Origin of the sequence: Mesoflavibacter profundi (genome assembly GCF_014764305.1) — a bacterium.
In the GTDB taxonomy this organism is placed as follows: Bacteria; Bacteroidota; Bacteroidia; order Flavobacteriales; family Flavobacteriaceae; genus Mesoflavibacter; species Mesoflavibacter profundi.
Genome location: NZ_CP061703.1, coordinates 2,387,636 through 2,404,026 on the forward strand (window position 1 = coordinate 2,387,636; position 16,391 = coordinate 2,404,026).

Below are 16,391 nucleotides of genomic sequence, written 5' to 3' on the forward strand. Positions count from 1 at the left end.
ATTATAAATGTTCAACAACCAAATTAGATTCAAAGGACTTTAATGATTCTGCCAATGGTAATCTATGACACTGACAGATGTTAGATTCGAAGCAAGTAAGTGCAATTCTATTATTGTCGTTTAAAAGATTTATTATTTCCTGTTGTTGAGTTGATGTTTCTTTCAATGTTGTGTTTTTGTAAGTCTCAAAAAGGATGTCGTAATCTTCTTGCTTATCTAAAGTTTGTCTTTGATTAGAATTTATTCCAACTTCTGGAATATGTATATATTTAATATCTAAACTTTCGCAAAATCTTTTTAATAGAGTTTTACTAAATCCATACTTCATGCTTAATGGGTTTTTTCTAACATCAACTAAAAGTTTGATGTTGTTTTTTACAAGTTTATTTAAATATTTCTCTAAACTGATTCCTTCATATCCAATTGTAAAGACTATTTTTTTATTATCATTTGGAATATTATTTAAAACCTTTTTGTAATACTCTTCGTTCAAAATTCTTTTAGCAATTGAACTATTAATTGCATAATAAGGAAAATTTATATAAGTGTGCTTTATTAAGGTTTCGTTTCTCATATTGCCATAACGCTCAATAGTTTCGGTTAATAACTCTCTATCTTTTGTTTTAAGAGTAATTAAATAATCCTTTGTGTCAATCTTTGTATAACCTTCTTCAGACTCAAGTAAGAATTCTTTTTTCACCATAGTTACTAAGTCAGCATTAGCTGAATAGGAGTAGCATCCATATTTATATGGAATGAAGTCATACTCTGATTCTCTTTTTCTTTGACTATATAAAAATAGTAACTTTTGTAATTTGGTTTTTTCAACTCTTCCATTACAAAGTTGGAGTAATGATAATATTATTTTTCTTCTATAAAACATTTTGCAAATTTAATATTTATAAAATGTCTGTAGAATTAATATTATTTTTTTTATATAAAATTCAACTTTTATAAAGTTATACTTTCAATACCTAACACGAAAATTCATTCGATATACAGTCAAAAAATCCATATTAACTAACGTTAAAGCATATTATTGCATAAAAAAATCTCGATACAATTGTTTAATCGTACCGAGATTTTGGTTTAAAAACTATTGATTATTAGATTATTTACCGTGATATTCCATATTTGGTAACGGTTGGTTGTGTTTTAGGTATTTGTTAAACCAGTTAAGGACTTGTTGGTTAACTTCGTCTTTGTGTTCGGTTATACCATGATCGCCACCTTCAAACATAATTAAACGGTAGGGTATGCGGTGTTTTTCAAATTCTAAAGCCATTTTTAAGCTGTGTTCTGGTTTTACGCGCCAATCTGATGTACCGTGTAATAACAGTATTGGCGTGTCTTTTGGGAATTGGTCTGCCCATTTTACTGCAGATCGTTTGGTAAGTTCGGCTTCTTTATTGTCGTAATAATTTGGCACAAGCTGCGCTAAAACACCAGTTTCCATTTTTGGTCGGTCTTTTAAAGATTCAAATTGATCGGAGATTGCGCCACCAACAACTGCTGCTTTAATTTTGTTGGTTTGGGTTAAGGCGCGATACGTCATCATGCCGCCACGACTCCAACCGTACATGCCAATATTATCGGTATCGGCTTGTTCTACTTCTTTAAGTACGTCTATAAGGTTAATCACGTCGTTAACGTCTTTACCGCCAAACTCTTCTTTACCTTCGCTACCGCCATTACCACGATAGTTACTAGCAATTACAACGTAGCCTTCTTTAGCTAATTCCCCAAAGGTATATATGGCATGACCCATAACCAATTTGCCAAAATCTTGATTTCCGCCACGATTAAAAATGATGCTAGGATATTTTCCAGTTGCTTTTGGTGTAACCATTAAACCTGTAACGATTAGGTTATCGCTTTTGTATTTAATGCTGTAAATATCTATGCTGTCTAGATATTTGTATTGGTCTTTCCAAACGGTTGCACCATTGTTAGTTGTAGTTAGCTTTTTATAAAACGGAAGTTTTGCGTAGTTGGTAAACTTTGTTTTGCTAATTAATAGGTTAGAATTGTCGGTTTGCGCATTACAAGACCAGCAAACCAATGCTAGGATTAGTACTTTTAAATACTTCATAAGGTTTTTGATTTTTGATTGATGTGCTTTATATGTAACAACACTTTAAGGTTTGTTACAGATTTTTATCAAAAAAAAATTAGTCTAACCAGATTTTAGAAATTTCTAATTTGAAATTTTGTGGTTGTTTATTGGCGATTAAAAATGAAATTTGAGCTAATACATCGCTATTAAAATTTGGAATATCTAAAATTCTGCCTCTAAAGGTTGGTGCAAAATCTGATAATTGTAGCGTAATGGTTTGCCAATCTCCATTGGTGTTGAATTCCTTTTTATAAGAATAATAGTCGTTTTGGTCTTTTTTTAGTCTAAACTGATAGCTATTACCGTCGCCTTTTAATTTAATGTTTATAGCTTTTGAATTTTGAATTGCAATAGGCTTAAATTTATACTGCACAGAACTAAATCCGCCATTATTTTCTAAAGACACGTTGCCACTAAAAACAGCGTTGCCATATTTGTTTAAATTGAATTTTCCGTTAGATTTTCCACCCATAACAACATCATCTACAATTTGCCAGTCATCTAAATTACTGGTGTTACTAAACTGAAAAATTGTAATTGAAGTCATAAAAGTAAATAGGGTTAAAGTTAAGATTAGAGTTTTCATAGTTTTTTTACTTTAAAAATACGAAATTTACAGCAGTTTATTAAGTGGATTGATGTTAGGATATGTAATTCCAGATATTTTTAAACTTAGCCATTTGGCGATAAGTGTTTAAAATAACCGCGTTTTCTGGATGTGATAAGCTTGGATCTTTTGTTAAAACTTGTTTAGCCCAATAACGTGCGTGTTGTAAAATGTTGCTGTCTTTTACCACGTCTGCAATACGCAAGTTAAGTACGCCGCTTTGTTGTGTACCCATAATATCTCCTGGACCACGAAGTTTTAAGTCCACTTCGGCAATTTCAAAACCATCGTTGGTTTGACACATGGTTTGGATGCGTGTTTTACTGTTTTCTGATAGTTTGTGGCTAGTCATTAGGATACAATAACTTTGTGCTGCGCCACGACCAACACGACCACGTAATTGATGTAATTGCGATAAACCAAAACGCTCGGCACTTTCAATAATCATTACAGAAGCGTTTGGCACATTTACGCCAACTTCTATCACCGTTGTAGCAACCATAATTTGAGTTTCGCCTTTAGCAAAACGTTGCATTTCAAAATCCTTATCGGCAGGTTTCATTTGTCCATGAACAATTGAAATTTGATACTTAGGCGCAGGGAAATCTCGAGCGATACTTTCGTATCCATCCATTAGATCTTTATAGTCCATTTGAGCACTTTCTTGTATCAAAGGATAGACGATATAAACTTGTCTTCCTTTGGCAATTTCATCACGTATAAATCGGAACACTTTTAGTCGATTATTATCGTATCGATGAACGGTTTTTATGGCTTGTCTACCAGGTGGTAATTCGTCGATAATCGAGATGTCTAAATCACCATAAATTGACATGGCTAAAGTACGCGGAATTGGTGTTGCTGTCATCACCAAAATATGCGGTGGAATAGGAGCAGATTGTTCGCCATTTTCTAAAATTATGGACGGACCTTTTTTCCATAATTTTGAACGTTGCTTAACTCCAAATCGATGTTGCTCGTCAATAATGGCGAGTCCTAAATTTTTAAATTTTACCTTATCTTCAAGCAATGCATGTGTGCCAATTAAGAGGTCTAATTCGCCATTTTCTAGTAAATTATGAATTTCTTTTCGTTCTGAAGTTTTACTTGAACCAGTAAGTAGTTTTATTCTGATTTTCAACTCCTTACATAGTTCAGCTAATCCGTTGTAGTGCTGGACTGACAAAATTTCAGTTGGCGCCATTAGACAGGCTTGGTAACCGTTGTCAAGCGCCATTAATATTGACATTAGCGCGACTATGGTCTTTCCAGAGCCAACATCACCTTGTAATAAGCGGTTCATTTGCGCATGACTACCTAAATCTGAACGAATTTCTTTCAACACACGTTTTTGTGCATTGGTTAATTCGAACGGTAAATGGTGTTTGTAAAAGTTGTTAAAGTGTTCTCCAACTTTTTCAAAAGGCAGTCCTTTTATCTTCTTTTTATTGATTAAATTTTTTAAAATTAATTGCAGTTGAATGTAAAATAATTCTTCAAATTTTAACCTAAATTTTGCTTTTGAAAGTGCCTCTTGATTTTGCGGAAAATGGATATTGAATAAAGCTTCAGATTTGGAAATTAATTGGTTTTCTTTTAGCAAATTTTTAGACAAAGTTTCGGCAAATTTTCCCTTCGTTTCTAAGAACAAATTTTGCATGATTTTTGTCATTACACGATTGCTAATTCCTTTGTTAGAAAGTTTCTCTGTAGACGGATAAATGGCTTGCATATTGCTACGCAAATTTGCCTGATGTTCGGACAATAATTCGATGTCCGGATGAGGCATACTAAACTTGTTTGCAAACAAATTTGTTTTACCAAAAATAACGTAAGGTGTATTTAGTTTTAAACTTTCTCTAATCCATTTTTGACCTCTAAACCAAACCAGTTCCATAGTACCAGTGTCGTCTTTAAATGTAGCGACTAATCGTTTGCCTCTTTTTTGCGCAACTTCTTCAAACTTGATAATTTTACCAACAATTTGAACTTCGCTAGCATTAGGTTGTAACTGATTAATTTTATAGTACTGTGTGCGGTCTAAATACCGATTAGGAAACAGATTGATTAGATCTTGATATGTATGAATACCTAACTCTTTACGTAGTAAATCTGCGCGATTTGGTCCTACGCCTTTTAAATAATCTATAGGAGTTTGTAAGTTGGTACTCATAAGCAACGAAGATAAATCTTTAACTTGAAAGATGAAACTCTAAATTTTATGTATTTTGGTCTAGTCCTTGATAAAAACAAACTATGAGATATTACCTATTACTTCTTTTTACATTTTTTAGTTGTCTTGTAACTGCCCAACAAACCGATGTTGTTGATTTTAAAAGAGCAGAAGTAAATATTACTGTACAGACAGAGGATAAATCAATTTTTGGTTTGGTTACTTACTATTTTACTGTTTTAAAACCAATAGACTCTTTTTATGTTGATGCAAAAAACATCGAGTTTGAAGATGTGTCTGTTAATGGTAGTAAAGTTGAGTTTAATTTAACATCAAATCATTTAATAATTAAGAAAAAACTTGGTGTTTCGGTAGATAATGAGCTTTCGTTAAGTTATAAGTCAAATCCTAAAAAAACTATGTATTTTGTCGAAAAAGAAAACTCTAATCAAATCTGGACACAAGGACAAGGTAAATATACTAGCAATTGGTTGCCAAGTATTGATGATATGAATGATAAAATTGAGTTTGATTTAAACATAACTTATGATAAAGATTATACCGTTGTTGCTAATGGAAAACTAACAGAAAAACAAATCAACGAATCAACAATTACTTGGCATTACGATATGCAACAGCCAATGTCAAGTTACCTTGTTGCTTTGGCTATAGGCAAATACGATAAAAAAGAAATCACTTCAAAAAGCGGTATTCCTATCCAATTGTATTACTATCCAGAAGATTCTGCAAAAGTAGAGCCAACTTACCGTTACACGAAACAGATGATTGATTTTTTAGAGGAAGAAATTGGCGTACCATATCCTTGGCAAAACTACAAACAAGTTCCTGTAAAAGACTTTTTGTATTCTGGTATGGAAAACACAAGCTGTACGATTTTTTCAGACGATTTTATGATTGATGCCATTAGTTTTGTAGATAAAAACTACGTTAATGTTAATGCGCACGAGTTAGCTCACCAATGGTTTGGCGATTTGGTTACCGAAACTTCTGGGACGCACCATTGGCTACAAGAAGGTTTTGCTACGTATTACGCGCTGTTAGCAGAACGCGATATTTTTGGTAACGATTATTACTATTGGCAATTGTACCAATATTTTAAAGAATTAGAAGCACAAGAACAAGCAGAACAAAGTACAGCGTTACTAGATCCAAAATCTAGCAGTACGACGTTTTATAAAAAAGGTGCTTGGGTTTTGCATGTGCTAAGAGAAAAAGTAGGTGATAAGGCGTTTAAAACAGCTGTAAAACGCTATTTAAATAAACATGCTTATGATAATGTAGAGACTAATGATTTTATAAGTGAAGTTGAAAAAGCTTCCAAAATGGACTTGTCTAATTTTGTACAAGTTTGGTTAAAAAATAAAGCGTTACCAATAAAAGAGATGAAAGAGGCTTTACAATCTAACGAAACATCTGCATTTTTATTAACTATTGAAGAACATCCGTATTTAACATACAGAACCGATGCTGATGATAATTATATACCATCAAGTTTGGTAACGCAATTACCAGAAGGATTTTACCCAATACAAGTTGCAGTATTAAAAGAGGCGTTGTCTACATCAGAATACCCAACTTACAACGATTTGGTAAAAGAAGCGTTTGCGTCTAAAAATCTTCATTTAAGGCAAACATTAGCTTTAAACATGTCTGAAATTCCGGAAGACTTTCAGCAGGATTATGAAACCTTGTTAAAGGATCAATCGTACGTCACTATTGAAACTGCTTTGTATAACCTTTGGGCAAATTTTCCGCGAAAGCGAAATGAATATTTAGAGCAAACTCAATCTGTTTTTGGGTTTAACGATTACAATGTTCGTACGTTATGGTTAACATTGGCGTTGGCAACACAAGACTTTCAAACAGATAAAAAACAAGATTTTTTTGAGGAATTGGTGAGTTATACCAATCCAAAGCAACCGTTTAGTTTGCGTCAAAATGCATTTGGTTATTTGTCTAGTATTGGTGTGTTTAATGAAGAGGCTTTAAAACACTTAATTGAAGCTACAAAACATCATAATTGGCGATTTAAAAGTTTTGCAAAATCACTGTTAGAAAACTTGTCTGAAGACGATAGATATCAATCAATAATTAGTAATTTGCAAAATAATAGTAACCCAATACAAGATTAAATTTGAAAGCTTTAGTAATTTCTGGTGGCGGAAGTAAAGGTGCATTTGCAGGTGGCGTTGCACAATATTTGATAGAGCAAGAAGGTAGAGATTACGATATGTATTTGGGCACATCTACCGGTAGTTTGTTAATTCCGCATTTGGCAGCACATGATATTGGTAAGCTGTATGATATTTATACGCATGTTAATCAGCATTCTATTTTTAATATCAATCCTTTTGTAGTCAAGAAGAAAGGTGATAGAGAATACGTGTCTATTAATTACTTTAATACGGTTTTACAATTTATTAAACGAAAACGAACTTTTGGTGAAAGTAAAAACTTAAGAAAGCATATTAAAGAGAATTTTACTAAAGACGAATACGATAAAATTAGAGCCACAAAAGAAGATGTAATTGTTACGGTTACTAATCTTTCTAAAAATAGAGCAGAGTACAAGTCTATTAAAGACTTTAGTTATGACGAGTTTTGCGACTGGATTTGGATATCTTGTAATTTAGTACCTTTTATGTCTTTAGCAACAAAAGATGGTTTTGAGTATGCAGATGGCGGATTGGCTTGTGTTGTGCCTATTAGAGAAGCTATTTTAAGAGGTGCAACAGAAGTAGATGCGATTATTTTAGAAAGTGAAAACCTAGAGTATAACAAGGTTTTAGGTAAAAATCCGTTTTCTTTAATGATTAATCTTTTTGGTCATTTGTCTGATCAAGTCGAAAAAGGCGATATTGCAATAGGACGATTAGCAGCAAAACATAGAAATGTTAAGCTTAATCTATATTTTACGCCAACAAAACTTACCGAAAATTCATTAATTTTCAATAAACAATTAATGGAAACGTGGTGGCAACAAGGTTATCATTATGCCGAGTCTAAACACGCCATAGGACAACCAATGGATAAAAGTGAAAAGTTTAAAGATGAAACTGAAAACGTGTAGACCTTACCAGATTTCGGCAACTTCTTTTTTGATATAATGTAAACCAGCGTTACTTGGTGCAGGTTTATCAAGCATTTCGTTTAAAATAGCTTCACGAAGTTTATCTGCGCTATCAATTTTTTCGCTCATGGCTACTTTTCTAATTAATTGCACAGTCGCGCTTTTAGATGCATTGATAACACTCCAACAGTTGTCGCTAAAATAGATTTGTTGTGCTAAATTGTGTTCAAATTCTTGTTCTATGTTTCTTATTAATAAAGTTTCGTAGGCTTCTTTGTTGTTTCCAACAGGAGATACACGTAATAAAAGTTTATTAGGAGAAATTCGTTCTAAGAATAAAGTTAAACGCTCGTAAGCCTGAAGTCTTATAGGTAAAGATTGTTTGTTAAGTTCTTTAGCAACTTCGTATTTACGACGCTCAAACTCATTATTCATATGCTCTCTAAAAAATAGGTAAGCAATTGTACCGGTAACTAATGCAGGTATTGTATATAATAATAGCGTTAAAACTTGATCTTCCATTTATAATTAATTTATGTAACAAACTTAATGGGTTTAAGTGTATTGTACAAGTAAGTTGTTTATATATTTTATTATTGAAAAAAGTTTAGGCTTTTCCACCTAAATGCATACAATCTTTTAAAGCCTGAACACCGTTAAACGGAACTTCAACTTTATTGTAATTGTAAGTTCGGTCTAATTCTTTACTAAGATTATGGTCGTCTACATTAACTTCAACATCAGTCATTTTAAATTGACAAGGATGTTCATAACCCGCAGCGTGAGTAATTTCTAATAATTCTTTTTTAAATGTATTAAAGTATTGCGCTAAGCGTTCGCTTTTTAAAGGAACATTTATACCGCGTTGTAACCATTTGTTTTGCGTTGCAACGCCAGCAGGACAACGATTGGTGTGACAAACTTGTGCTTGTATACAACCAATACTCATCATAGCTTCACGCGCTACATTTATACAATCTGCGCCCATGGCGAATGCCATAGCTGCTTTAGCAGGAAACCCTAATTTACCACTTCCAATAAATACAATACGCTCTGTAAGTCCTTTATCTTTAAATAATTTATACAAATCACCAAAACCATAAACCCAAGGTAAAGACACATGATCTGCAAAACTTGGTGGCGCAGCACCAGTACCACCTTCGCCGCCATCTACAGTAATAAAATCTGGACCTTTATTGTTAGCTTTCATATAATCTGCTAACTCTTCCCATTGTTCAAGTTTACCAATAGCAGCTTTTATACCAACAGGTAAACCGGTTTCTTGTGCAATTGCTTCTACAAATTCTACTAATTCTGGAATGGTATTAAAAGCCGAATGATTTGGTGGTGATAGTACATCTTCACCCATTGGCACGTGTCTAATTTCAGAGATTTCTTTAGTGATTTTGCTACCAGGTAAAACACCACCTTTTCCTGGTTTTGCACCTTGAGATAATTTAACCTCTATTGCTCTAACAAAAGGATTCTCTTTGACTAATTGTTGTAATTTTTCCATAGAAAAATTACCATCGTCATCTCTAACACCAAAATATCCGGTCCCAAAATGAAACACAACATCGCCACCATTTTTATGATATGGTGATAATCCACCTTCGCCAGTATTATGGTATGCGCCAGCAAGTTTTACGCCTTTATTTAAAGACTCTACAGCTTTAGCTGATAAAGATCCAAAACTCATTGCAGACACGTTAATTACAGATGCTGGTCTGTAAGGTCTTTTACGTTTATTGTATTCGCCCATGACTTTAGCACATGGTAAAAAGTGTTTGTCCTTTTTGTTAGGATGATTGTCTTCTAACTTATAAGGTAACATTGCATTATTTATAAAAATATGCTGATGTGCGTAAATATCTCTATCGGTACCAAAACCTTCGTAATTATTTTCATTTTTAGAAGACGCATAAACCCAACCACGTTCTATACGATTAAAAGGAAGTTCTTCACGGTTATTAGCGACAAGGTATTGCCTTAATTCTGGACCAATACTTTCTAACATATATCTAAAGTGACCAACAATAGGAAAGTTGTGACTAATAGTATGTTTATTTTGTATAATATCTCTAATTGCCACAATAGCCAAAGCAATAATAATCCACATCCACCAAGTAATGTTAGAAAGAAAGTCTAAAATTGATTCCATTTATAAGAAGTTTATTCAAAAATAATAAAATTACAGAGTTATCATTTTTGTTTAGTTAATATAATTATAAAATAGAATGGTTATAATTTGGATGTGCTATCTTTAGTAAATGACCACAAAAACAAAAAAAACCATTCTAGTAATAATTTTGTCATTAATTACTTTGACAATTGGCTATTTTATTGCTAAAAATATAGTTATTAATAAAGTTGAAAACTATATATCAAATTTACCAGAACACCTCAACTTACAGTATAAATCGATAGATTTAGACGTGTTAGTAGGCAATTTTAAATTGGAAGCGCCTTTATTAACGATTAAAGGAAAAACTACCGATAAAATAAACACACAATTAGCACTAGAAACGTTAAGTATTGAAGGTGTTAGCTATTGGAATTATTGGAATAATAACACTATTGATATTGAAAATATAAACGTGAAATCTCCAAAAATTACTCACTTTTATAACAAACAAGTATCTTCTAAAGATTTTAATATTCAAATCAATAATCAGGTTAAAATACCTGTAAATATTGAACGTTTTTCAGTAGATAATGCCATGATTGAAATTTTCGATTTTAATACTGAAACTGTGCTTTTTAAGTCAGATCAATTAAATATGTCTACCTTAAAAATGAGGTTTAATGAAGACACTTTTAAGGCTAACATTCCTTTTAAATTTGAAGATTTTAATCTTTCGGCTAATCAAACATTTTATGTCTTAAACGATTTTGAAAATTTGACTGTACACAAGATTGAAATCAATAAAAACAACGCAACGTTTACCGATTTAAACATCAAAACCAAATATGATAAACACGAACTCTCAAAACATCTAAAAGTAGAACGTGATTACTATGATTTAAAAGTTGAAGAAATTACTATTAATGATTATAAAGTAGGATTTAAAAACGACAGTATTTTCAGTTTTAATAGCGAAAACATTGCAATAAAAAATCCGAATTTCAACATTTACAGAGATAAGTTAGTAGCAGATGATTTTTCTGAAAAACAAATGTATAGCAAGCAATTAAGAGATTTAAATTTCGATTTAAAAGTAAAAAATGTACAGATTGAAAACGCTTCAATTACTTATGAAGAAAAAATGAAAGCAGAAAAACAAGCTGGTAAATTACTATTCTCTAATTTAAATGCAAAAATTGCTAATTTGGGTAATGCGTATGCAGACTCAGTAACGACAACTATCGATATTTCATCTACATTTATGGATAATTCTTCTTTAAATGTTAATTGGAGTTTTAATGTGAATAATCTTGCAGATCAGTTTGTATTTAAAGCCGATCTAGGTTTGCTTAAAGCAAGCCAAATGAACCAATTTATGGAACCAAATTTAAATATAAGATTAAATGGCGAATTACAAAAAACGTACTTTACCATAGATGGAAACACTAATACTTCTAATATTGATTTAAAAACAAAATATCAAAATTTTGATGTTACCGTTTTAAAAGACAATGGTAAAGAAAAAAATAAACTACTATCCAGTATTGTAAATTTACTAGTCTCTAGTGATAGTAAAGATCAAGCAGACAATTTTAAAAAAGCAACCGTAAAAGATATACAGCGTATTAAACATAAATCAATATTTAATTTTATTTGGATAAGTATTAGATCTGGATTAAAAGAAGCAATGCTTTAATTGTTTATAATTATTGATAAAAACCTTTAGTAAAACCAAGAGGTATGGTTATTTTTACAACAAAAATTATTACCCTTGGAAAAGTACCTTTCTCAACTTAACGACGCGCAATTAGAACCAACAATTCAAGTAGATGGACCAATGATTATTATTGCTGGTGCAGGTTCTGGTAAAACAAGAGTATTAACGTATCGTATAGCTTACTTAATGCATAAAGGCGTAGATTCCTTTAGTATTTTAGCATTAACCTTTACCAACAAAGCAGCACGCGAAATGAAAGAGCGTATTGCACAAATTGTTGGCGAAAGTGAAGCTAAAAATCTTTGGATGGGTACATTTCACTCGGTTTTTGCACGTATTTTAAGAGTAGAAGGACATCATTTAGGTTTTCCGAGCAATTTTACAATTTACGATACGCAAGATTCTCAAAAACTTTTAGGATCGATAATAAAAGAGATGAATTTAGATAAAGATCTGTATAAAACTAAACAAGTTTACAGCAGAATTTCATCTTACAAAAACAGTTTAATCACTGTAAAAGCATACTTTAATAATCCAGAATTGATGGAAGCAGATGCTATGGCGAGGCGACCACAAATGGGTAATATTTATAAAGCATATGTAGACCGTTGTTTTAAAGCTGGCGCAATGGATTTTGACGATTTACTATTGCGCACAAACGAGCTTTTAACACGTTTTCCTACCGTTTTAGCAAAATATCAAGACAAGTTTAGATACATTTTGGTAGACGAGTATCAGGATACAAACCACAGTCAGTATTTAATTGTACGTGCATTGGCAGATCGTTTTCAAAATATTTGTGTGGTAGGTGATGATGCGCAGAGTATTTATGCCTTTCGTGGTGCAAATATTAATAACATTCTTAATTTCCAGCGTGATTATGATAATGTAAAATTGTACCGATTAGAACAAAATTACCGTTCTACAAAAAATATTGTTGGCGCAGCAAATTCAGTGATTGACCATAACCAAACTAAGTTAGATAAAGTAGTTTGGACGGCTAATGAAGAAGGACCAAAAGTAAAAGTCCATCGAAGTTTAACCGATGGTGACGAAGGTCGTTATGTAGCAAGCACCATTTGGGAAACCAAAATGAATCAGCAGCTAAACAATAGCGATTTTGCCATTTTATACCGTACCAATGCGCAATCTAGAGCAATGGAAGATGCATTACGTAAACGAAATATTCCGTACAGAATTTATGGTGGTTTAAGTTTCTATCAACGTAAAGAAATTAAAGACGTATTGTCTTACTTACGTTTGATTTTAAATCCTTCAGATGAAGAAGCTTTAAAACGAATTATCAATTATCCAGGAAGAGGTATTGGCCAAACTACAATAGATCGTTTAGTGGTTGCAGCCAACGGTTTGGGTAAAACCATCTGGGAAATTTTAAAAGAAATTGACACAGTTCAAGTAAATATAAATAACGGTACCAAAAATAAACTTCGTGATTTTGTGACTTTAATTGAAAGTTATCAAGTGATGAATCAAACTGCTACCGCTTTTGAACTTGCAGAACACGTTGTGAAATCTAGTGGTTTGATGCGCGAGTTTAATAAAGACGGAACTCCAGAAGGTGTAACAAGGCTAGAAAACGTTGAAGAATTGCTAAACGGTGTTAAAGATTTTGTTGAAGGACAGCAAGAATTAGCAGATGCCAAAGGTGATTTAGCCGAGTTTTTAGAAGATGTTGCATTGGCTACAGATTTAGATAACGAAAAAGGCGATGATGATGTAGTAGCGTTAATGACCATTCACCTTGCAAAAGGACTAGAATTTAATAATGTTTTTGTAGTAGGTTTAGAAGAAGATTTATTCCCAAGTGCTATGAGCATGAATACGCGTAGCGAGTTGGAAGAGGAGCGAAGACTGTTTTACGTAGCCTTAACTAGAGCCGAAAAACAAGCCTATTTAACGTATGCTTTATCACGTTACCGTTGGGGAAAATTAGTAGATTCTGATCCTAGTAGATTTATAGAAGAAATCGATGATCAATTTATCGAAAATATTACGCCACCAGAAGAAAGACGCATAAATCCAATGTTATCTGCAGATATTTTTGGAGATGTTGAGCCAAATAAAATAAGATTTAAAAAACCAGTACAACCAAAATTTAAAAAGAAAGACAAAGCGCCAGAAAAGTTTGTAGCATCTACACCTAAAAACCTTAAAAAAGTTGATGCTTTAGGTAAAAATGATGTACCAAACACCAATTTATTTGACGGTAATTTAGCAGTAGGAAATATTGTTAGTCACATGCGATTTGGTAAAGGTGAAGTTTTAAAAATAGAAGGTAAAGGAACAGATACTAAAGCAGAAATTAAATTTGAAGTAGCTGGCGTTAAAAAGCTGTTATTACGTTTTGCAAAATTAGATGTAATAGGATAACTTTAGTTCAAAGTTTGAACACTAACGTCTCTTCGAGTGTTTTGTGAGGCACGAACAAAATGTATCGAGAAGTTTTAATTTAATAATAAAACAAATGGCAAATATTATTAGAATATACGAAGAAAACCCAAATCCAAAAGCGATTAAGCAAGTGGTTGAGGTTTTAAAAAAAGGCGGATTAGTCATTTACCCAACAGATACAGTTTACGGTTTAGGTTGTGATATCACAAATACAAAAGCTTTAGAAAAAATTGCTCGAATAAAAGGTGTAAAATTAGAAAAAGCTAATTTCTCTTTTATCTGTCACGATTTAAGTAATCTATCAGATTATGTTAAGCAAATAGACACAAAAACATTCAAAATTTTAAAACGTGCATTACCTGGACCTTATACTTTTATTTTACCAGGTTCCAAAACATTACCAGCTGCGTTTAAAAAGAAAAAAGAAGTTGGTATACGTGTGCCAAACAATAATATTGCTTTAGATATTGTAAAAGCATTAGGTAATCCAATTGTATCAACATCTATTAGAGATGAAGATGAAATTATAGAATACACTACAGATCCAGAGTTAATCCATGAAAAATGGGACAATCTTGTAGATCTTGTAATAGATGGCGGTTACGGTGATAATCAAGCATCAACAGTAATTGATCTATCTCAAGACGAACCTTTAATTGTGAGAGAAGGTAAAGGAAGTTTAGAGATTTTTTAATGAGTTTTTATTGAAATAAAGTATTGCTAAGCAATATAATTCAACACGTCACTTCGAGTTATTTACAAAGTATGAGTAAATTGTATCGAGAAGTAATTTCAATATATTTTATCTTTAGTAATTGTAGAGAATAAACTAAAACAGAAAATGCAACCAACAAACAATCATATTAATTACGTCGAGTTTAAATCTACAGATTTAGAAGCGACAAAAACCTTTTATAACAACGCTTTTGGCTGGAAATTTACAGATTATGGCGATAGTTATATTGCTTTTGAATCTAGCGGACTTGATGGTGGTTTTGAAAAAACAGACCAACCAATTATTAATGGTGTTTTGGTAGTTTTGTATCACAACGATTTAGAGTTTATTAAAACAAAATTAATCCAGTTAGGAGCAACAATTTCGGTAGATATATTTTCTTTTCCTGGCGGAAAACGCTTTCAGTTTTTAGATCCTTCGGGTAATGAATTAGCTATTTGGAGCGAATAATAAACATAAAAAAAGCTCAACCTAAAGTTGAGCTTTTCATATATTTTATAAGAAAATGATTAGTTACCTTCTTCAGATAAGCTTTTCATTTCTTCTTCAATCATGTTATAAAACTGATCGATTTTTGGTAAGATATAAATCTTTGTTCTTCTGTTAGTTGCTCTGTTTTCAGCAGTTGTGTTAGGAACTAAAGGTAAATGATCACCACGTCCAGCAGCAATTAATTGCTCTGGTTTTACACCTAATTCTTGTAACGCTCTTACAATAGATGTACTACGTTTAACACTTAAATCCCAGTTATCTAATAATACGCCTCTTCTGTATGGTACATTGTCTGTATGACCTTCTACCATAGCTTCAAAATTAGGCTTACCATTAATTACCGTTGCTACTTTACCTAAGATTTCTTTTGCACGATCTGTAATGTCGTAGCTTCCACTTTTAAATAATAATTTATCAGATAAAGAGATAAATACTACGCTTTTTTCAACATTAATTTCAATGTCTTCATCATTAAGACCAACTTCTTTCTTTAAACTTGTCACTAAAGCTAAAGTAACACTGTCTTTTTTAGTTAAAGCGTCTTGTAATCTAGAGATTTTTAAATCTTTCTCTTTTAAGCTTTCTAAAGATTTTTCTAAGTTTTCTGCACCTTTTGTAGTTAATACAGTCATGTCTTTAGTACTTTGTATTAACGCTTGGTTGTTAGCTTTCATATCTGCTAAACGGTCTTGTAATTCTTTCACTCTTGCAGCTTCAGCAGCTTTGTCTGCTAAACAAGAGTTTAATTTTACTGTAGCAGTATTTAAAAGGTCTTGTGTTTCTTTATGTTTTGCTTCTAAAGCTGCATATTCTTTTTTAGAAACACACGAGCTTAATAATAAAAGTGCACTTGCACTAAGTAATAGGATTTTTTTCATAGTTAATTGGATAAAATTTAATTTATTCATACCAAAAGTATAAA

General features: G+C 32.1%; 13 protein-coding genes. 6 read left to right on the forward strand and 7 right to left on the reverse strand.

All coding sequences use genetic code 11. The features are described from left to right. Position 1: 1 nt before the first annotated feature. From IFB02_RS10780 to recG, 4 genes are all read right to left on the reverse strand, one after another. Positions 2-883, reverse strand: a complete 882-nt coding sequence (locus IFB02_RS10780; RefSeq protein ID WP_106688361.1) for a DUF488 domain-containing protein — start codon at positions 881-883, stop codon at positions 2-4. A gap of 228 nt (positions 884-1,111) precedes the next feature. Beyond that, positions 1,112-2,092, reverse strand: a complete 981-nt coding sequence (locus IFB02_RS10785; RefSeq protein WP_191072753.1) for an alpha/beta hydrolase family protein — start codon at positions 2,090-2,092, stop codon at positions 1,112-1,114. 79 nt (positions 2,093-2,171) lie between these two features. Then, positions 2,172-2,702, reverse strand: a complete 531-nt coding sequence (locus IFB02_RS10790) for a CIA30 family protein (protein ID WP_223878835.1) — start codon at positions 2,700-2,702, stop codon at positions 2,172-2,174. Positions 2,703-2,757: 55 nt separating this feature from the next. Beyond that, the gene (recG, locus tag IFB02_RS10795) at positions 2,758-4,896 is read right to left on the reverse strand and encodes an ATP-dependent DNA helicase RecG (protein ID WP_191072754.1); all 2,139 of its coding nucleotides are present in this window, start codon (positions 4,894-4,896) and stop codon (positions 2,758-2,760) included. An 83-nt stretch (positions 4,897-4,979) separates the two neighbouring features. Here recG and IFB02_RS10800 point away from each other — a divergent pair, with 83 nt between their 5' ends. Further along, the gene (locus tag IFB02_RS10800; RefSeq protein WP_191072755.1) at positions 4,980-7,049 is read left to right on the forward strand and encodes a M1 family metallopeptidase; all 2,070 of its coding nucleotides are present in this window, start codon (positions 4,980-4,982) and stop codon (positions 7,047-7,049) included. A gap of 2 nt (positions 7,050-7,051) precedes the next feature. Then, the gene (locus IFB02_RS10805; RefSeq protein ID WP_106688366.1) at positions 7,052-7,987 is read left to right on the forward strand and encodes a patatin-like phospholipase family protein; all 936 of its coding nucleotides are present in this window, start codon (positions 7,052-7,054) and stop codon (positions 7,985-7,987) included. A 3-nt stretch (positions 7,988-7,990) separates the two neighbouring features. Here the strand turns inward: IFB02_RS10805 and IFB02_RS10810 are convergent, their stop codons facing one another. Continuing rightward, positions 7,991-8,509 (reverse strand): DUF7935 family protein, encoded by a 519-nt coding sequence (locus tag IFB02_RS10810; RefSeq protein ID WP_191072756.1) that lies wholly within the window; start codon positions 8,507-8,509, stop codon positions 7,991-7,993. Positions 8,510-8,594: 85 nt separating this feature from the next. Beyond that, positions 8,595-10,148: an FMN-binding glutamate synthase family protein gene (locus tag IFB02_RS10815; protein ID WP_106688368.1), complete on the reverse strand. Its 1,554-nt coding sequence runs from the start codon at positions 10,146-10,148 to the stop codon at positions 8,595-8,597. A gap of 109 nt (positions 10,149-10,257) precedes the next feature. Here IFB02_RS10815 and IFB02_RS10820 point away from each other — a divergent pair, with 109 nt between their 5' ends. The 4 genes from IFB02_RS10820 to IFB02_RS10835 all read left to right on the forward strand — a co-directional run bounded on the left by IFB02_RS10820 (position 10,258) and on the right by IFB02_RS10835 (position 15,427). Then, entirely contained in the window at positions 10,258-11,808 is a 1,551-nt protein-coding gene (locus tag IFB02_RS10820; protein WP_191072757.1) for a hypothetical protein, read from the forward strand. A gap of 75 nt (positions 11,809-11,883) precedes the next feature. After that, complete coding sequence (locus tag IFB02_RS10825; RefSeq protein WP_106688370.1) at positions 11,884-14,220, forward strand: ATP-dependent helicase; 2,337 nt, start codon at positions 11,884-11,886, stop codon at positions 14,218-14,220. A gap of 94 nt (positions 14,221-14,314) precedes the next feature. Further along, a complete protein-coding gene (locus IFB02_RS10830) occupies positions 14,315-14,935 on the forward strand; it encodes an L-threonylcarbamoyladenylate synthase (protein WP_106688371.1) in 621 nt (206 codons plus the stop codon). Between the two features lie 147 nt (positions 14,936-15,082). Continuing rightward, complete coding sequence (locus IFB02_RS10835; protein ID WP_106688372.1) at positions 15,083-15,427, forward strand: VOC family protein; 345 nt, start codon at positions 15,083-15,085, stop codon at positions 15,425-15,427. Between the two features lie 59 nt (positions 15,428-15,486). Here the strand turns inward: IFB02_RS10835 and IFB02_RS10840 are convergent, their stop codons facing one another. Continuing rightward, positions 15,487-16,347 (reverse strand): OmpA/MotB family protein, encoded by an 861-nt coding sequence (locus IFB02_RS10840; RefSeq protein WP_106688577.1) that lies wholly within the window; start codon positions 16,345-16,347, stop codon positions 15,487-15,489. Positions 16,348-16,391 lie beyond the last annotated feature (44 nt).